This window comes from Trichocoleus sp. FACHB-262, assembly GCF_014696035.1.
Classification (GTDB): Bacteria; Cyanobacteriota; Cyanobacteriia; order FACHB-46; family FACHB-46; genus Trichocoleus.
In genome coordinates, this window is sequence record NZ_JACJPK010000108.1 from 101,613 (window position 1) to 119,475 (window position 17,863).

A 17,863-nucleotide genomic window follows, 5' to 3' on the forward strand; every position below is an offset into this window, starting at 1 on the left:
CACAACCGCTGAGCAGCAGTTTTTCAATGTGTCCTGTAGCAACTATCCTGTAGCAACTAATCACTACCTAAACCTAATTTAATAAGCGGGAGCGGGCTCACCACTTGCGGCTAAATCGCGGAGGTCACGACCTGTTTCTCGACCGTTGTAGCCTTGGAACTCTTGATAGCGTCGAGCTTCTGCTTCGGGTACTCGAATGCCTTCTCGTGGTGGTGTCACCCAATGCACCTTACGCTGAGCATCCCGGTAGTAAACTCGACCATTTTTGGAGAGGTAATACTGTCCTTCTGGCCCTTGCGCCTGTTTGTTACGATGCTGGTTGTAAAGATAGTAAAGCGCGGCTGCTCCAGCCAAAATGGCAACTTTCTGCTTGTTGTTCAAGCCTTGGTTTACCTGTGTATCGTTACGGGGAGGCGCATATTGCCTGTCATTACGAGTGTCGTAAGTAGGCGGTTGTTGGGGCGAGGTGACTTGAGAATCGCCACAGGCAGCAAATAAGGGGAAAGTTAAAATCAGAGTTAATACAAGTGCAAACCAACGAGTCGATTTGTGGGTGGTCGATTTGTCAGTGGTGGATAGGCTCTGGCTCATAACAAAAGGATTTGCTAAATGGACAGGATGCTGTTTCTCACTAATTGAACGAGTCAGGAATATCGCTTTGGAAGATCTCGTAAATAGCAGCCCAGCTGGGGGAGAAGCAAGGCGATCGCTGGAGTTTTGGAATGCACCCCAACACAACTTTGAATGCAAATGATCAAGGCGCTCTATAGGCACTCATTAACGCCAAATTTTGGCAAAGTTCCATGCTGCTTGAGGCAGAAGTTAGCCATCAACTTCCCCCCTTGAGGAGTAGGTAATTTAGAAGAGTTCGGCGAAGTGCAGTCCAAAAGCTTGAAATTAGATTTTCTAGCTTTGGTAGCTTTGAGAGCCGTTGAGTGAGGTCTACTGAGATTTGGTTGAGATCTGTCTGTAGGGCGAGGAGAGGTTGTCCTTGACGGACGTACGCTGAGACGTGCTTACACAGCATAAGCGTCCAATTAATGTGCCAACCCTTAGGAGGATCACCATGTCTCATCACGGCGAACATACGACTGGCACTAGCGACGAGCAGTACGACCTAGTCAGTGTGCTCTACCATGCCTTAGAAGGGGCTGCCACTTGCGAAGTCTACATTCAGGACGCGGAGGAAGCAGGTGACAGCGAGTTGACGCAATTCTTCCAGGAATTACAGGAAGAAGAGAACAGACGAGCAGAACGGGCGAAAGCGCTACTTGCAGCCAGACTGACTCAATCAACGGCTGCGGCTCGGTAAGCATCTATACCTTTGCACTTAATAAGCCAGGTGATGAGTCACAAGACGAGTTAATTCTGGATTTAGTTTATTTCTCTATCTACTGACAAGAATTCAAGAATTAGTTTCGGCTACAACCATTGATGCTTGAGTGTTTCATTGCAGCATTAATGCCCGCAATCAGAGGTACGGAATTCAATTATGGTATCCAATTACGCTCAGAATGGAACTCCCGCCTCTTCGAGACGAGTTGCCATTTTAATTGAAAACGGTGTTGAAGATTCAGAGTTTCACGTTCCTTACACAGCTCTGAAAAAAGCTGGAGCCGAAGTCGTCGTCCTCGGTTCCCGGATGAATGAGCAGTACAAAGGCAAGCAAGGCAGAGTGTCGCAGGAACCCGATGGCACCACCACAGAAGCCCGTGCCGCTGACTTTGATGCAGTGATTATTCCGGGTGGCATGGCTCCCGACAAAATGCGGACCAATATGAAGACGGTGCGCTTTGTCCAAGATGCGATCGCCCAAAACAAGTTGGTAGCAGCGGTTTGTCACGGTCCTCAGGTTTTGATTGAGGGAGACTTACTTCAAGGTCGCACTGCCACAGGTTTCCGAGCCATTCGCAAAGATATGCAGAATGCGGGAGCCAACTATGTGGATGAGCCGTTGGTAGAGGATGGCAATCTGCTCACCTCACGCCGTCCGGGTGACTTGCCGATGTTTACCACTGCGATCTTGACTCGCTTGGGCCTGAGCATTCCTGACACCACGCTGCCTGATGTCAGCGATCGCGATGCAGGTTGGTGGAAGTTGGGCGAAGAGTGGGGGGGCTCTAGTAAGCAGGAGATCGTTAGCGCCATTAATACAGCGATCGCCGGAGAACGTTACGGTTTAGAAGCTTTCCAGCAATATTCCGAGAAAACAGATGACGGGGAATTGCGGTCTGTCTTTCAGCATGTCTGCGCGGCTAAGAAACAACATATCCAGAAGCTAGAAGCAAGGTTGCGGCTGTTCGGGGAGCAAGAATCTCTTCAAGCGGTTGCCAGCGGTACCTTGGCGACTCTTAAAGGTTGGCTGCAAACCCGTACCGATGATATTTCGATCTTGCGGCGAGCCTTGGGCGACTTGCAAACCGGAGTCGTTGATACCTATGCCCTGCGTAATAAGCTGACCGACCCCACCACTACTCTAATTTTTGATGACATGGAGATCGACATTGCCAAGCATGAGCAGCAAGTCGCCGATCTTTACCATGCTCGCATTAGTGTCGGCCCTGTCAGCCCCCCTCAACCTACCTCTGGTGCCGCAGCCAAGATTTGAGGTGGCAGGCTATTGCAGATCACTAGCTCTCTAGGCTGGTCAGGAGATTGAATCATGAAGCGATTTCAAAACCGAACCGAAGCAGGTCAATTTCTAGCATCTTTGCTGACGCAGTATAGCGATCGCGCTGATGTGCTGGTTTTAGGGCTGCCTCGCGGTGGGGTGCCGATCGCCTTTGAAATCGCTGCTGCCCTCCATGTGCCGCTAGACATTTTTCTAGTACGGAAGCTTGGGGTTCCGGGCCACGAAGAACTGGCGATGGGAGCGATCGCCTCAGGTGATGTGAGGGTGCTGAATCAAGATGTGGTGGAGATGCAACAGATTTCCGATACCGCGCTAGAACAGGTGACGCAGCGCGAACAACAAGAGCTGCAACGCCGCGAGCATTTGTATCGAGGCGATCGCCCTATCCTGCCGATCACAGATCGAATTGTGATTCTGGTAGATGACGGTTTAGCCACAGGAGCCACGATGCGAGCCGCAGTCATGGCAGTGCGGCAACACCAACCCCAAGAAGTTGTGGTAGCGGTTCCGGTCGGAGCGCGTCAAGCCTACGAGCAGCTCAGTCCACAAGTAGAGGCGATCATCTGTGCTGTGCTGCCAGAGCGCTTTAACTCGGTCGGAGCCTGGTACGAAGCGTTCCCTCAAACCAGCGATCGCGAGGTCTGTGAGTTGCTGCAACGTACACAAGAACGGACACAAGATGGTGCTTCGCTCTCATCTCGGCTAGGTGTTTAGTTAACAAACTCAAATTTGAAACTCTAAAGGAAAAACAAATGGAACAAAGTAGTAATCAGCCAATTGTGCCTAACCAGTCTGGTAGCAGCGAGGCTAGTGATGCTGAGCGTTGGGCCTCTCTCATCGGGGGAGGTGCCTTGGTGCTTGCAGGTTTACAACAGCGATCGCTCCGGGGCGTTCTGACCGCAGTCGCAGGCGGGGGATTGCTCTACCAAGGTGTGACTAAGCAAAGCACTGTGCAAAAAGCTCAGGGAGTGCTCCAGCAAGCTCAAGACGCTGTGGGTCTCAACAAAGGCATCAAAGTCGAAAAAACGGTCACCATCAACAAGTCTGCCGAAGAGCTATACCGCTTCTGGCGTAACTTTGAGAACCTCCCCCGGTTCATGAAGCACCTCAAATCTGTCACCGTCTACAACGACACGCGATCGCACTGGATTGCCAGCGCTCCTTTGGGCACCAGCGTCGAGTGGGATGCTGACATCATTCAAGAAGAAGAAAATCGCTTCATTGCTTGGGCTTCTGCCGAAAACGCCGATGTTGACAACTCTGGCTTTGTCCGCTTCCAACCTGCCACGGGCGGTCGGGGTACCGAAGTCAAAGTCGTGATGGAATACAACATTCCCGGTGGGGCCGTCTCCGCTGCGATCGCCAAACTGCTCGGAGAAGAACCCGAACAGCAAATTGGCGACGAACTACGCCGCTTCAAGATGCTGATGGAAGCAGGTGAAATTGCTACCACCGAAGGACAAACATCCTGTCGTGCATCTCATTAGGCAGGAGTAATCATTCGATGAGAGCAGTTTGCTGGCATGGGGCCAATGATGTCCGTGTGGACACCGTTCCCGACCCCAAAATTCTCAATCCGCGCGACGCCATTATTAAGGTGACAGCAGCAGCCATCTGTGGCTCTGATCTGCACATCTATGACGGCTACATTCCCACCATGCAGCCCGGTGACATTATTGGTCACGAGTTTATGGGGGAAGTAGTCGAGATTGGCAGCGAAGTGCGGAAATTGCAGCGAGGCGATCGCGTGGTCGTTTCCTCAATTATCGGTTGTGGTCAGTGCTCCTACTGCAACTTGCAACAGTGGTCTCTGTGCGACAACTCCAACCCTGGAGGTTGGCTTCAAGAGCAAGTCACAGGTTACTCCACCGCTGGAATTTTCGGCTACTCCCATGCTTTTGGCGGTTACGCGGGTGCCCATGCTGAATATATTCGCGTGCCCTTTGCTGACCACGGAGCAATCAAAGTTCCCCAAGGTATCCCAGATGAGAAACTACTCTTTCTCTCCGATGCCTTCCCCACCGGATATATGGGCGCAGAAATGTGCGACATCCAACCCGGAGATACCGTTGCGGTTTGGGGAGCAGGTGCCGTAGGTCTCTTCGCCATGCATAGTGCCTATATGCTCGGTGCCGAACGAGTGATTGCGATCGACCGCTTTCCTGAAAGACTCCGCATGGCAAGAGAGTTGGTCAAAGCCGAAGTGATCAACTACGAAGAAGTCGATGCAGGCGAAGCACTCAAAGAGATGACCGGAGGACGCGGCCCAGATAGCTGCATCGACGCGGTGGGTCTAGAAGCCCACGGCATGGGCGTGGAAGGCTTTTATGACAAAGCCAAGCAAGCTGTCCGTATGGAGACCGATCGCCCCAACGTGCTGCGACAAATGATGGTTGCCTGTCGTAAAGGCGGCACCCTCTCCATCATGGGAGTCTACTCAGGCTTCGTAGACAAAATGCCCTTTGGTGCTGCCTTCAACAAGAGTCTCACCTTCAAAATGGGGCAAATGCATGGCCAGCGCTACATCCCCATATTGCTAGAACACGTCCTCAACGGCGGCATCGACCCCTCCGCTGTCCTCACCCACACCCTACCGCTAGAAGAAGCCAAACGCGGCTTCGAAATGTTCAAAAACAAACAAGACAACTGCATGCGGGTTATGTTCAAACCGTGACCTAACCCCCTAGCCCCCTTCCCTGGTAGGGAAGGGGGAAAGAAGAGTTGATCTCTATTCCATATGTCAGTGCATTACTTCTTGGTTTTATATCAAAACCTAATTCAAAAGCGTAAAGGAGCAAGATTAAATGAAAGCACTTTGCTGGCATGGAGCCAATGATGTTCGGATCGGTAACGTCCCCGATCCCACCATCCTCAATCCTCGCGACGCCATCATCAAAATCACCTCCACCGCCATCTGCGGCTCCGATCTACATATCCTTGACGGCTATATCCCCACCATGAAAGAGGGAGATATCCTCGGGCATGAATTTATGGGAGAAGTCGTAGAACTCGGTAGCGCCGTCAAGAACGTGAAAATCGGCGATCGCGTTGTCGTCCCCTTTACCATCTCCTGCGGTGGTTGCTTCTTCTGTCAGCGGGATTTGTGGTCTCTGTGCGACAACTCCAACCCCAACGGCTGGATGGCGGAAGCAGCAATGGGACATTCTCCATCTGGGCTGTTTGGCTACTCTCACATGTTTGGCGGCTACGCAGGCGGTCAAGCGGAATATGCTCGTGTTCCGTTTGCCGATGTAGGTTTGTTCAAAGTGCCTGACGGGCTCAGTGACGATCAAGTTTTGTTCCTGACGGATATTTTCCCCACGGGTTATATGGCGGCAGAAAACTGCAACATTGAGCCAGGAGATACCGTAGCAGTTTGGGGTTGTGGTCCTGTAGGTCAGTTTGCCATCAAGAGTGCTTTCATGCTAGGGGCTGAACGAGTCATCGCGATCGATCGCATTCCCGAACGCTTAAAGATGGCGAAAGAACAATGTGGAGCCGAAATCATCAACTACGAAGAGATTGATGCTGGAGAAGCCGTCAAAGAGATGACGGGCGGACGTGGCCCCGATAGCTGTATTGATGCCGTAGGTATGGAAGCGCATGGCACAGGCCCAATGGCGATGTACGACCAAGTCAAGCAAGCGGTACGCCTAGAAACCGATCGCCCTACTGCCCTGCGCCAGGTCATCCTCTCTTGTCGCAAAGGAGGCCATGTCTCCCTAGCAGGTGTGTATGGTGGCTTCCTAGATAAAGTGCCTTTTGGGGCTGCTTTCAACAAAGGCTTGACCTTCAAAATGGGCCAAACTCACATGCACCGCTACATTAAACCCTTGATGGAAGCGGTACAGCAAGGCAAGATTGACCCCTCCTTTGTCATTACCCATAAACTGCCTCTAGACCAAGCCCCTCATGGCTACGAGATCTTTAGAGACAAAAAAGAGAACTGCATCAAAGTTGTCCTCAAGCCGTAGGCCGTAGTCATGGAGATTGATCCTGCTCCGCAACTTGAAAAGACAGCTTTAATCAATCAGTTGCTCTCGGAGCTGAATAACTTGGTTGAAATTCTAGAAGCTGAGCATATCAAGCCTGACTCTTTGCGGCTCCACTCGCCTAGTCAGGCTGATGGGCTGGAGCCTGCCCCATTGCGATCGCCAATTGTTTAACTTGTCGTTATTGGTCGAAAAATCATGAGTGATACCACAGTCATCAAAGTTCAATCCGCCCAATCTCCTCATGGTGAGTTGGGGCAGAAGTACCTGGCTGGAGGGGTGACCCTTGCCATGCGGATGTGGGAAAACGAGCAACCGGGCGAATCCAAGCCTGAAACCCGCCGTGAATACGAAACTGTCGGTTATGTGATCCAAGGTCGTGCTGAGTTGCACCTAGAAGGCCAAATGGTGCTTCTAGAAACGGGTGATTCTTGGGTGGTGCCGAAAGGAGCCTTGCATACTTACAAGGTGTTAGAGCCATTTACGGCAGTTGAGGCAACTTCACCTCCCGCCTTTGCTCACGGACGCGACGAGCAATAGCTTACTCGGTGAGGGAAGCGATCGCAGGCTTTTCAGCGGCAGATTGATTAGCGATCGGTTTGTGCACAAGGGGGATCTCAATTAAAAAGTGAGTACCTTGACTAGAGGTGGAAAGACAGCGCAATTGACCGTGATGTTTTTCCACCACAATTTGATAGCTAATCGCCAAGCCCAAGCCAGTCCCTTCCCCCACCTTCTTGGTCGTGAAGAAGGGATTAAACAATTGGTGCTTGACGGTTTCGCTCATACCAGGACCATTATCCCCAATGTCGATCAACACTGTACCTTTTTTGGCGGTGGTGCGGATGGTGATGCTCGGTGTGATGGTAGGATCGGTTGGCGATCGCTGCTCATAATCTTCCTCTAGAGCATCAATAGCGTTGCAGAGGATATTCATGAATACTTGGTTGAGCTGTCCGGCGTAACACTCCACCAGTGGCAGTTCACCATATTCCTTCACTACAGCAATTTCTGGCCGATGGGGCTGCACCTTTAAACGATTCTGTAAAATCAGCAGCGTACTGTCGATGCCTTCATGAATATCCACAGGCTTCATTTCGGCTTCGTCGAGGCGGGAGAAGTTGCGGAGGGATAGGACAATTTGGCGAATGCGTTCGGCCCCAACTTTCATTGAGGCTAAGAGTTTTGGCAGATCTTCGACTAAAAAAGGCAGCTCAATCGCTTCAATTTGGGCTTCGATAGCAGGAATTTTTTGGCTGGTATGTTGCTGATAAAGTTGCACCAAATCCAGCAAATCCTGAGCGTAGCGGTCGATATAGGTGAGGTTGCCGTAGATAAAGTTGACTGGGTTGTTGATTTCATGGGCTACCCCAGCGACAAGCTGCCCTAAACCAGACATCTTCTCTGTTTGAATTAGTTGGGCTTGTGTGCTTTGGAGATCTTGCAGCGCTTGCTGGAGCTGTAGGGCCTGCTCTTTGAGTTGCGTTTCTGAATCACGCAGAGCTGATTCTACTTCCCGCCGCTCGGTAATTTCGTCTTCTAGTTGAGTGATCACCTGGCTCAACTCGGTGGTGCGCTCTAGCACCCGCTGTTCTAGTTCTTCGTTGTTGCGCCGCAGTTTCTCACGGGCTTGCTCTAGGCTTTGTTCTCGGCTGTGGACTTGCTCAGCCATTGAGTTAAACAAGCGCCCCAAATGTCCCAACTCATCTCGGCGTGACTCATCTAGCTGCATGTTGAAATCGCCCGCAGCCACCAGTTCTGTAGCCTGCATGAAGCTGGTTAAGGGTTTGGCGATCTGTTGGCGCAGGACAAAAAACAGCACCAAAATTTCTAGCAATAAAGACAAGAAGCCCAAGAGCAAGATGATGCGAGCCGTTTGGAAAGCGGGCTGCGCCAAGATCGACTTAGGATAGACCGTAACAAAATACCAATCGGGTCCTTTGATCTTGGCGACAGCTAAATATTCGTCATGCTGCGCGTTGTCAATAATCACCTGCCCCGATCGCAGGGTCTGAATTTTCTGGAAGATTTGCTTTAGATGGCGATCGCCCGACTGCTGAATGTCAAACTCTCCTTTCTTGGCTTGAATCTCCGCTGTACGCTGGGGATGGGCAATCAGGCGACCATCGGAGCGCACAATCATGTTGTAAGCGCCAGGTAAGCGATCGTGGATGGTGCGGTTGAGTAGCTCATCTAAGGTGATGTCTTGGCCCAAAGTGACAATGGGCTTCCCGTTGCGGCTGACTGGGGTGGCACAAGTCACCAACCAAGTTTTACCTACAATGTCGTAGTACAAGCCTGTCCAGACTGTTTCTTGCGCTGGGTTATGTTTTGGGTTAGCCGCCCAGTAATACTCCTGGTCGGGCATGGATAGATCTGAGGTAGCATCAGCGGCCCAAGTTGGCACTTGGGGCCAGTAGAGCACCATAATGTTCTCTGGCAATGTGAAATAGGTGTTTTGCAGCTGATGATGCCACGCCGCACCATACATATTCGCGAGTTGATAGAAGGTGAGGACGCGCTGCCGAATATCTGCATTGAGCTGCACTCGCTTGTCGATGTATACGCCTGCTTCACGAGTGCCATCAAAGATTTCTGGGCGATTGCGAATGGCTCCATCAGGCGATCGCGCAAACAAGCGATCGAATTCAGTTTTGGGATCTTGATCCCCTAATTCTGCCAATCGTTTCAGCAATTCCGTTTTCAAAACTGCTTGGTTAGCTTCTGCCAACGCAAAGATCGTATTTTCTCGCTCCACCCGCTCTTCTACATACTTTTCCAGCTGTCCCAGCGTTTGGGACTTGAAGCTAGAAATCATGTGGAAATAACTGATCGTGGTTGACACCACAATTACACCCGCAATCCTTACTGCCAGCTTGATCAGCGTGCGACGAGTCAGAGAACCCGTAGTCCCAGGCAATAAAACTTTTGCTGGAGGTTGAGCTTCGAGTTCTGAGTTGTCCTCCTCCGGGCGTCCTCGCCAGCGCTGAGTCAAGACGTTAGGTAGTAGTGGCTTCATGTAAGGAGGCTCTTGAATAAATTGCTACAGGGCAAATGAATCAACTGACATGAAAGCTGTTTCAAGAACGGGTTAATTGTATAGTCTGCTGCCGCTATGAAATTTAGGGTGATCAGGCTCACGGTTGAGCAATTGTATAAAATGTTTCTTTTTTAGATTAGCTAGTTATTCTCTTTGAAAAACTTATAGCTTTTTCCCCTAGAAAACAGGAGGCGATCCGGAAATTCTCAAAGTTTTTTATTATTTAGGGAGTTAATATTAGCCAAAGTTATGCAGATTATTGATGTGTCTATTATTACAAATAATGCTTCAGGTAAATTGCTTAGATTGATGCCGCCAAATGGCTTAATCTAGATGAGCTAAAAGCAGCCTCTGACCAAGCTCGTCTTATTAAGGGAAACCAGGAAGTGTGGCAATGCTTACTGTCGTTTTTTTAACAAACCTATTAGTTATTTATTACAGTGTAAAGATTTAAATTGATTTTCCTTTAAGTAAGAGAGAATACATTTTTGTTGATAGAGCATTAAGGAAGATGAAGTAGCTCCTCCCTCGAAGTTTTATGTTGCCTTTGGTGTTGTCTCACGAACTGGTCCACCCCTTTAAGTTTTTGTATGACCATGAGATTCGCGAAGGGATGTGTTCTGGCAAAGAGCTGTACTGCCTCTGGAGAAGGTTTCCTGCTGATAGCAGACAAGAAGCGTTTGCCCTAGCAATGGACTTGGCCGAGCAAGACAGTCAAGTATGTATTACCTGTATGAGAGTGGAGTACAAGATCTGGGTCAGCTTGAGAACCTTACCTTCAGATTTTGCTGCTGCTCGACCCATATCAGCAGTTGCTTGAACTGTGAGTTGTGATTGCTGCTCGAATAATTGGGTTGAAAGTGGTGGTACCTCAAGCGTGCCTGAGGGATCTTTCTGACCCCCATGGCAAGTCATCTCTGCGGAACCATAGCCGGATGGCACAATAGCTGAGATACTTTTACCCGTACACTGAGCAAATTGGTCTGTACTGAGTTTTAACCTTGGGCATAGAACTACGCAGCTACGTTTATCTGGACAATATTCAACCGCAGCATGCGGCATTTTTGGGAACCGTGGTGCCTGGTTTTTTGCCACTCCCAGGTGATACTTCGCTCTGGGTTGAAATTTCCCCCGGCATTGAAATCAACCGGATCACAGATGTTGCCCTCAAAGCCACCTCGGTGCGACCAGGCTTGCAAATCGTTGAGCGTCTGTACGGCTTGTTAGAAGTGCATTCCCGCAACCAAGGAGATACCCGGACTGCTGGGATGGCGATTCTAGAAGCATTGGGAGCGAAAGAGCGCGATCGCCTGAAGCCACGGGTGGTTTCTAGCCAAATTATCCGCAACATTGATGCGCACCAAACTCAGTTAATCAACCGTTTTCGGCGGGGCAATCTGATTTTGGCAGGCCAAACCCTTTATGTTTTGGAAGTTGAACCTGCGGGATATGCGGCTCTGGCTGCGAATGAAGCTGAAAAGGCAGCTGGGATTAGATTGCTAGAGGTGCAAGCCTTTGGCAGCTTTGGACGGCTGTATTTAGGCGGAGACGAGCAAGACATTCTAGCTGGCTCCAGTGCCGCTCTCGCAGCTATTGAAAGCGTAACTGGGCGTGAAAACCCCACTGATCGAGGCAAGGAATAAAGGAAGCACTCAATGGCAAATCCAGAACATTTGGCGCTATTGAAAATGGGTGCTGTGCGATGGCTGGAGTGGAGAACTCACAATAATGCTGTAGAACCGGATTTGAGTGAAGCAGACCTGAGCGGCATCAACCTCCGAGGCGCAGATTTGCAAGGAGTCAATCTCAAGCGGGTAGATCTCAGCCATACGAAGTTGATTGCTGCCAATCTCAGCAACGCCATTCTCAACAACGCTAATCTTCAAGCGGCTGACTTGGTAGAAGTTTATTTGTGCAACGCCGAGTTGGTTGACGCTAGCCTGATGCAGGCAGATTTGCGCGATGCCAACCTCAGCGGAGCCAACTTGATCGGCACGGATTTGCGGGGCACCAATTTTAAGCGGGCTGACCTGAGCGGAGCTAACCTGATTGGCACCGATTTGCGAGAAGCCAATCTCCGAGGCGCAGACCTCAGTGAAGCTCGTTTGAGCCGCGCCAACTTGAGCGAAGCCAACCTGATGGCGGTTAATCTAAGTCAAGCAGACCTTAGCAATGCCACTCTCTATAACGCGGAGCTGCTTACTGCTCATCTGTACCGGGCTAACCTCACCAAGGCCAACTTAATCCAGGCGCATCTGGGGCGGGTGTACGCTTCTAGAGCTAACTTGAGCGAAGCGGATTTATCTAAAGCCGATTGCAGTTGGGCCAATCTCAGCAAGGCCAATCTGCAAGGAGCTAATCTCAGTTACGCCTATCTGCGGGGCGTTAACTTGAGTGGGGCGAATCTGCAAGGAGCCAATTTGCAAGGAGCTGAGCTGGGCTGGGCCAACCTGCACAAAGCCAATCTGCAAGGAGCGACCCTACCCGATGGTTCTATCCATCGTTAAGTAGGGGCGAACGGCTGTTGGCCCTACAGGTAGAACACAAAATTTTTAATTCACAATCATGATTTGGTGATCGCCCGGCGTTGGAGTTTTAGTTCCACGCGATCGCCGGGTTTTGGCTCTAATAGTTGGATTGAGAGTTTGCTAGCCGCTAGTTGAGTGCGTAGTGTATCCGCGCTACCCATTGTTTGGATTACCGCCATCAGCACACCTTCAAAGGTGACATCACCTCCAGCGGCGGTCGGCAGCATCACTTGAGGTTGCACCATCTCCGCCAACTCGAAAGCGCTATTTTTGCCTTGAATGATAGGTCCTAACACAGGCACTTTCATATCGATGACTGGGGTGATCACCACATCAATTGGTGCCATCTCCTTCAGAACTGGAGCATGATAGCCGTGAGGCTCGTAATAAAGAGTGAGTTCTGAGGCAAGTTCTTTCAAGAAATAGGCGTTTTCGGTGACGAAGGGACCAATCGGTGATCCGGGTAGGGCTTGGATGGTGACCTGATTGTCTAGATTAAAGCTTTCCCCATGTGACAGAGTCGTTACTTGGTGGTAGCCCAGCTCGCGCACCACTTTAGCAGCGCTAGGGGAAGCAACAACCGGAATCGAGCGATCGAGCTGTTGGAGCGTGGGAGGATGCGTATGGTCTTCTAACCCTTGAGACAGCAAAATCAAGTCGATGCGATCGGGAATTGGACGCTCTTGGGGACGGCTGCCCTTAAACAGCCAGTTGATATTACCGAAAACTAGCGGCCCGACTAACCAGGGGTCGAGCAGAATCCGCTTGCCTCCCATTTCAATCAGCCAAGAGTTGCTGTCTAGCCAGGTCAGGTACATATTTGCTTGCGTCTCGCTTCCTGCCTTTATTTTACGCAGTTGTTACTGTTTACCCACACAGTAGCGATCGCAGTACTACCAATCGCTTGCTAGCATTGCCTCTGAAGCTTTTCTGTATTTTGAATCACTAAAAGCTTTTCTAGTCAGTTGCCCCCTACGAGAGGTTCAGATCCGGGCAATCCCTGCGATTTTGGTTTGTATGTAGATTGTCTCAGTTTTGCCCTGTTGTTGAATCACCATGAGTTCTCACAGACGCTTTGAAGAATTGATTGAAGAGCGCGCCAAGACGATTGATGGTATCCGAGTCACCATTGAGCGCATCCGCTACTTAATTGATTTAATCGCAAAACAGATCGAATTAGAGCAGCAGTGGTCGAACGCTAATCCTGACTCCGGGCTGAATACAGCTAGGGACGATGATCAGTCTCTAGGCCCCGTTGCCTAGAGACTGATCAAATTTTTTGCCGCTACCACATCTATGATGCACTCCTGACTTCAGTCCAACCAATCCGCCAACCCCTCTTATTGGAAGTCTAATGGTGTGAATCTAGTTAGTCCGCGATCGCCCAACGTAAATAGGGTTGGCCCTTCACCACGTTTTGATAGGTAATTTCGCTCAAAGGTCTCCCCTTTAAGGCATCTAGATCGAAGCGGAAGTAGGCGTTGCCGAATTGCAGCCAGATATTGTACTCAGGTGCATTAGGAGCGACGACCCAACTGACACAAGAAGCGTAGGTTTTCTGCAAAGGCGCACCATAGATCACCACGCGATCGCGCACATCCATGAACTTGGCGGGTGCTGAGGCGATCGCCGACATATTCATGATCACGGTGTTTTCGGCTCCGCCTTCGTAGTAACGCGAGGCAGTCCAGAGACGAATGGTAGAAGGACAATTCCCGGAAGACCGACGCACTGGCAACGTAGTGTTGGGTGGCCCGGAGAGAATTTCTGGTACTTTAACTGGAGACGTTCGGGCGGCAGCGGATTGGGCGGTAGATGGGCTAATAGGTTGAGCGATCGCAGGGGCAGCAGTGGTTAGGAGCGCTGACAGCAGCCCCACAGCGGTTGAAGTTGTGGTTAAAGCTGACCAAAAGTTTTTCATACAGAAAAGTTGGGGGTGAAGGGATGTGAATAACTCCAAGAACTTCACCCCCATTTCTTAAGCTGTATGCCAGTCCTTAATCTGTCTACTTATGTTTAGGCGGCTGTGAGTTCGGCGTAACCTTGCAGGTTCTCCGGTTCAAACTGACGCAGCACATGAGTTGCTTGGTGAGTCAGTTCTTCAGACCCTTGCACCACCACCAAGTATTTCCCTGCATTCAGGCGATTGCGGTAGGGCAGCGCATCACCACTTCCTACGGACAAACCCACGCCCCCACCAACCAAGAAAGCTCCCAAAGCCGCAGAAGCAGCTCCCAGAAGCCCACCAATAATATGGTTACCAACCGCAGCGATCGGCAAGATAGCAATTCCGGTTAGATAGTTGAAGGCATAACCTGCCACAAAGCCAAAAGGAATTAACCAAACAGCCAAGCTTGTCGCACCTTTTTTTGCTTGGCTGTTGGGGTCAATCAAGCCATACTCATCTGCACTTTTGTAACCCCTGCCCAGAATATCTACCTGACTAAGAGGTAAACCTGATTTTTCCAAGGCTGTGTAAGCGGCCTCTGCCTGGTTCCGATCGGGTAAAACCGCCACTAGATAATTCATACAATGTCTCACTTTCCTGCGCATCCTTTACCTTGAATGGTAAGTAGGTGAGTGAGATCAGCTTCAGTCTGCGGGGAGAAATAGTCGTGGCTTCGCTAACGATTGGGTGTGACGGTGACAACTTGGGTATCTGGAGCGATCGCTACTTCAGCCAAACCAAATTGCTCAATTACCCAGGCATTGGTTGTTAGGTGCAAGCTCACCTCTGCGACTCGGTATTGGCTCGGCTCCGTAGCGAGAGCCGCAGGCAACAACAACTGATCCGCTAAATGCACATCAATCGGTGCATCTGTCGCCTGAAATGCCAGTAACTCCTGTACGGCCATTTCTGCGACTTTTTCCGCCGCTAAACCGACTTTGCCGATGGCACTAAACCCAGCTCGACTATGTTGGTATTCTGCGGTGAGAAACATCCCTGCCCCAGGCGCAATCCCTTTTGCCCGCAGGGGTTGCACATCGGATCGCAGTTGCGCTTGCTGTAACAGGTTATAAGCTCGGCTCGCCATCCGCTGAGGGATATGGGCAGGCAACTCTGTCACCACGGCCAATCCTTGCACCTGCTTCAGCTTGCCCCGCTCTAGCACTTCAATGCCTTGCAACGGTGTTTGGCTCCCTGTAATCTCTAGAGCGACCTCGCCGTTTCCCTGGGGATACCAACCCCAAGCTTGCAGTTGCATCTGTGCCTGTACCCCCATCTGCTGCACCGTCGGCAGATATACCTGTTCGATGTAGGTAGTGGGTGGACTCCAAGCCACATGAGTCCCACCTCGGAGCGTGACATGAGAATCACCTGGACTGAGGGCTAAAGACAGCAGAATCGTTTGCAAAATTAATGTGATGGCTCCAGCCGAACCTGCCCCTGTTGTTTCTGCCACATCAAATTTGTATTGTCCTGGTTGTGGCGACACCGTGGGCCGAAATTCTAGGGTAGTGGAGCCGACCGCATCTCCTACTAGCTCCGCTCGACATATCTCGGCAGCAGCTCGGACAGCCGTGAGGTGCTGAATCGCTAATCCTGGTTTCTTGCGTCCTGCTCGGATGCGATCGATCCGGATCGGTTGCCCTGTGATTGCCGCCAAACTCAAGCTGGTGCGGAGAATCTGACCGCCTCCCTCACCGTAGGAACCATCAATTTGCAACATAGCTCCACCCAACCGTCCAACCGTTTCTCTCTTCTCTCTTAGGTTTACCGCACTATGCCTGTCGGCCGCTCTCCCCTTTGACTACTGCTGCGGTGATCAGGTGAGCAATTCGTAATGCTTCTGGCACATGGCCGCGATCGCTGAGGCGAGGGAGAACTTGAGCAATCAATTCTGGCGGTGCTCCGCAGACTTGAAAGTAAAAAGGCGATCGCGCATAGATACAACCCGCTTTTTGCATCATCTCCAAGCGACGATCTGCTTCCGGTAAGCGCTGCATCGCGTGTTTGACTGCCATCAAGTCAGGCTGCCGTCGCATCACGGCCACACAAGGTTTACCGAGTCGTTCTGCCAGCAAAGGGAGATCAATCACATTGAAGCCACCTAGGGAGATGCCATCGAGCAACACCAAATGCAGTTGTGGCAAAAACTTTCGCCCCAGTAGTAACCGACAAAGTACTTCCGTGGCATCCCAGCCATCCGGTTGAATCTCACCCCAAACCATGCCTTCAAACCGAGTTCCCGCACAAACGACTCCCGCGACTGGCACCGGATCAGGCGATCGCCGCACAAAGGGCGCATCATCAAACCCAATCACCCGAATCGTCCGATTATTTCGCAGCAAGCCTTCTAAATCCATGCAGTCCCGCTACAATCCCAAGTCTCAATCTTCTCATCTCCAAGACTGATGAAGTGATTTTAAGCCTATGCGACTATGCAAGAAATTTGCTCAAAAGGGAAACCGCAGTGGCACTTAAAGGTGTAATTCTGGATGTAGATGGAACACTAGTGTTGAGCAACGATGCTCATGCTCAAGCCTGGGTGGAGGCCTTTGCTGCATTTGGTTACGAAGTTCCTTTCGAGAACGTGCGGCCCTTAATTGGTATGGGTGGTGATCAGATCATTCCACAAATGGTGTCAGATCTAAATAACAAAGAAGGGGTAGGAAAAGAAATTAGCACTCGTCGTAAAGAGCTGATTCTCAACAAATTTGGCAATGAATTAGATTCCGCCAATGGTAGCCGAGACCTGGTTTTGAAGATGCAGGAACAAGGCTTACACCTGATTATTGCGACTTCCGCTACTAAGGAAGAACTGAAAATTCTACTAAAAGTCGCTCAAGTAGATGATCTGCTCCATGAAGCCACTGCCTCTGGGGATGCCGAACATTCTAAACCCGCACCGGATATTGTGGAAGCAGCTCTAGCTAAAAGCCAAATGACCCCTGAAGAAGTCGTGATGATAGGCGATACGCCTTATGACATTGAGGCCGCAGGCAAAGCGGGAGTTGGAGTAATTGCGGTGCGTTCCGGTGGCTTCCCAGATGAGCAACTAGCGGATGCGATCGCCATCTACAACGATCCAGCAGATCTCCTAGCTCACTATGACAATTCTCCTTTAGCTCAGGCAGCATAGTCAGGGTAGTTTGAGGCAGCGGGCAATGGTGAAGCAATGGAGCAAGCCATAAAGTCAGGGACGCAAGTAGGAGTTATTGCTGATACTCACGGGCTTTTGCGTCCTGAGGCGATCGCTGCCTTAACGGGTTCTGACCTGATTCTGCACGCAGGAGACATTGGCAAGCCAGAGGTCTTGGCAGGATTGCAAGCCATTCCCACCCCTGATCTAGAATCTCCCATGCCTGTTATTGCCATCCAAGGCAATGTTGACAAAGCTAGTTGGGCTGAGGCGATTCCAGAGCAGGAGAGTGTCAAAGTTGCAGACATCTCCATCCACATGCTGCATATCCTCCAAGAACTCAAGTTTGATCCCCAAGCGGCTGGGTTTCACGTTGTGATTAGCGGACATTCCCACAAACCGTTGATAGAAGAACGGAAAGGAGTTCTGTATGTGAATCCAGGGAGCGCCGGGCCGAAACGCTTTAAGTTGCCTATTTCAGTTGCCCGTTTGTCCATAACAGGGGCGAAGGTACGCGCAGAAATCATTCAACTGGCTGTGTAATGCTTTCCAGGCAATTACAATTATCTGAGCGCTCGCCTATTTAG

Annotated in this window: 21 protein-coding genes; 14 read left to right on the forward strand and 7 right to left on the reverse strand. The window is 50.7% G+C overall.

Annotated elements, in window-relative coordinates:
* Positions 1-78: 78 nt before the first annotated feature.
* The gene (locus tag H6F68_RS26095) at positions 79-591 is read right to left on the reverse strand and encodes a hypothetical protein (protein WP_190563565.1); all 513 of its coding nucleotides are present in this window, start codon (positions 589-591) and stop codon (positions 79-81) included.
* Positions 592-1,066: 475 nt separating this feature from the next.
* On the opposite strand from H6F68_RS26095, the gene H6F68_RS26100 reads away from it, so the two are divergent.
* The 8 genes from H6F68_RS26100 to H6F68_RS26135 all read left to right on the forward strand — a co-directional run bounded on the left by H6F68_RS26100 (position 1,067) and on the right by H6F68_RS26135 (position 7,164).
* Positions 1,067-1,312 carry a hypothetical protein gene (locus H6F68_RS26100; RefSeq protein WP_190551542.1) on the forward strand — a complete coding sequence of 82 codons (246 nt, stop codon included), beginning with the start codon at positions 1,067-1,069 and terminating at the stop codon, positions 1,310-1,312.
* Positions 1,313-1,492: 180 nt separating this feature from the next.
* Positions 1,493-2,608, forward strand: coding sequence for a DJ-1/PfpI/YhbO family deglycase/protease (locus H6F68_RS26105; RefSeq protein ID WP_190563567.1), 1,116 nt, complete (start codon positions 1,493-1,495; stop codon positions 2,606-2,608).
* A gap of 54 nt (positions 2,609-2,662) precedes the next feature.
* Positions 2,663-3,346, forward strand: a complete 684-nt coding sequence (locus tag H6F68_RS26110) for a phosphoribosyltransferase (protein WP_190563569.1) — start codon at positions 2,663-2,665, stop codon at positions 3,344-3,346.
* A 38-nt stretch (positions 3,347-3,384) separates the two neighbouring features.
* Positions 3,385-4,119, forward strand: a complete 735-nt coding sequence (locus H6F68_RS26115) for an SRPBCC family protein (protein WP_190563571.1) — start codon at positions 3,385-3,387, stop codon at positions 4,117-4,119.
* A 17-nt stretch (positions 4,120-4,136) separates the two neighbouring features.
* A complete protein-coding gene (locus H6F68_RS26120) occupies positions 4,137-5,306 on the forward strand; it encodes a zinc-dependent alcohol dehydrogenase (RefSeq protein ID WP_190563573.1) in 1,170 nt (389 codons plus the stop codon).
* 130 nt (positions 5,307-5,436) lie between these two features.
* Positions 5,437-6,606: a zinc-dependent alcohol dehydrogenase gene (locus H6F68_RS26125; protein ID WP_190563575.1), complete on the forward strand. Its 1,170-nt coding sequence runs from the start codon at positions 5,437-5,439 to the stop codon at positions 6,604-6,606.
* A 9-nt stretch (positions 6,607-6,615) separates the two neighbouring features.
* Positions 6,616-6,798: a hypothetical protein gene (locus H6F68_RS26130; RefSeq protein WP_190563577.1), complete on the forward strand. Its 183-nt coding sequence runs from the start codon at positions 6,616-6,618 to the stop codon at positions 6,796-6,798.
* Between the two features lie 24 nt (positions 6,799-6,822).
* Positions 6,823-7,164, forward strand: a complete 342-nt coding sequence (locus tag H6F68_RS26135; protein WP_190563579.1) for a cupin domain-containing protein — start codon at positions 6,823-6,825, stop codon at positions 7,162-7,164.
* A gap of 1 nt (position 7,165) precedes the next feature.
* On the opposite strand, the gene H6F68_RS26140 is transcribed toward H6F68_RS26135, so the two are convergent.
* On the reverse strand, positions 7,166-9,643 hold the full coding sequence (locus H6F68_RS26140) for an ATP-binding protein (RefSeq protein ID WP_190563581.1): 2,478 nt from the start codon (positions 9,641-9,643) through the stop codon (positions 7,166-7,168).
* A 559-nt stretch (positions 9,644-10,202) separates the two neighbouring features.
* Between H6F68_RS26140 and H6F68_RS26145 the strand changes: the two genes are divergently transcribed.
* The 3 genes from H6F68_RS26145 to H6F68_RS26155 all read left to right on the forward strand — a co-directional run bounded on the left by H6F68_RS26145 (position 10,203) and on the right by H6F68_RS26155 (position 12,171).
* Positions 10,203-10,484 carry a hypothetical protein gene (locus tag H6F68_RS26145; protein WP_190436709.1) on the forward strand — a complete coding sequence of 94 codons (282 nt, stop codon included), beginning with the start codon at positions 10,203-10,205 and terminating at the stop codon, positions 10,482-10,484.
* Positions 10,485-10,665: 181 nt separating this feature from the next.
* The gene (locus tag H6F68_RS26150) at positions 10,666-11,307 is read left to right on the forward strand and encodes a hypothetical protein (RefSeq protein ID WP_190436712.1); all 642 of its coding nucleotides are present in this window, start codon (positions 10,666-10,668) and stop codon (positions 11,305-11,307) included.
* A 12-nt stretch (positions 11,308-11,319) separates the two neighbouring features.
* Positions 11,320-12,171 carry a pentapeptide repeat-containing protein gene (locus H6F68_RS26155; protein WP_190563583.1) on the forward strand — a complete coding sequence of 284 codons (852 nt, stop codon included), beginning with the start codon at positions 11,320-11,322 and terminating at the stop codon, positions 12,169-12,171.
* Positions 12,172-12,227: 56 nt separating this feature from the next.
* Here H6F68_RS26155 and H6F68_RS26160 read toward each other — a convergent pair whose 3' ends face one another.
* Positions 12,228-13,010, reverse strand: a complete 783-nt coding sequence (locus tag H6F68_RS26160; RefSeq protein ID WP_190563585.1) for an MBL fold metallo-hydrolase — start codon at positions 13,008-13,010, stop codon at positions 12,228-12,230.
* Between the two features lie 238 nt (positions 13,011-13,248).
* Here H6F68_RS26160 and H6F68_RS26165 point away from each other — a divergent pair, with 238 nt between their 5' ends.
* Positions 13,249-13,455: a hypothetical protein gene (locus tag H6F68_RS26165; RefSeq protein WP_190551517.1), complete on the forward strand. Its 207-nt coding sequence runs from the start codon at positions 13,249-13,251 to the stop codon at positions 13,453-13,455.
* A gap of 106 nt (positions 13,456-13,561) precedes the next feature.
* Here the strand turns inward: H6F68_RS26165 and H6F68_RS26170 are convergent, their stop codons facing one another.
* The 4 genes from H6F68_RS26170 to H6F68_RS26185 form a co-directional block, all read right to left on the reverse strand.
* Positions 13,562-14,113, reverse strand: a complete 552-nt coding sequence (locus H6F68_RS26170) for a hypothetical protein (protein WP_190563587.1) — start codon at positions 14,111-14,113, stop codon at positions 13,562-13,564.
* A gap of 95 nt (positions 14,114-14,208) precedes the next feature.
* Positions 14,209-14,721 (reverse strand): hypothetical protein, encoded by a 513-nt coding sequence (locus tag H6F68_RS26175; RefSeq protein WP_190436730.1) that lies wholly within the window; start codon positions 14,719-14,721, stop codon positions 14,209-14,211.
* A gap of 95 nt (positions 14,722-14,816) precedes the next feature.
* Positions 14,817-15,863, reverse strand: coding sequence for an RNA 3'-terminal phosphate cyclase (rtcA, locus tag H6F68_RS26180; protein ID WP_190563589.1), 1,047 nt, complete (start codon positions 15,861-15,863; stop codon positions 14,817-14,819).
* 52 nt (positions 15,864-15,915) lie between these two features.
* Positions 15,916-16,500: a DUF99 family protein gene (locus tag H6F68_RS26185; protein ID WP_190563591.1), complete on the reverse strand. Its 585-nt coding sequence runs from the start codon at positions 16,498-16,500 to the stop codon at positions 15,916-15,918.
* A gap of 107 nt (positions 16,501-16,607) precedes the next feature.
* Here H6F68_RS26185 and H6F68_RS26190 point away from each other — a divergent pair, with 107 nt between their 5' ends.
* Together H6F68_RS26190 and H6F68_RS26195 are read left to right on the forward strand one after the other, a co-directional pair.
* The gene (locus H6F68_RS26190; protein ID WP_190436738.1) at positions 16,608-17,276 is read left to right on the forward strand and encodes an HAD family hydrolase; all 669 of its coding nucleotides are present in this window, start codon (positions 16,608-16,610) and stop codon (positions 17,274-17,276) included.
* A 36-nt stretch (positions 17,277-17,312) separates the two neighbouring features.
* Positions 17,313-17,819, forward strand: coding sequence for a metallophosphoesterase family protein (locus H6F68_RS26195; protein WP_190563593.1), 507 nt, complete (start codon positions 17,313-17,315; stop codon positions 17,817-17,819).
* Positions 17,820-17,863: the final 44 nt, after the last annotated feature.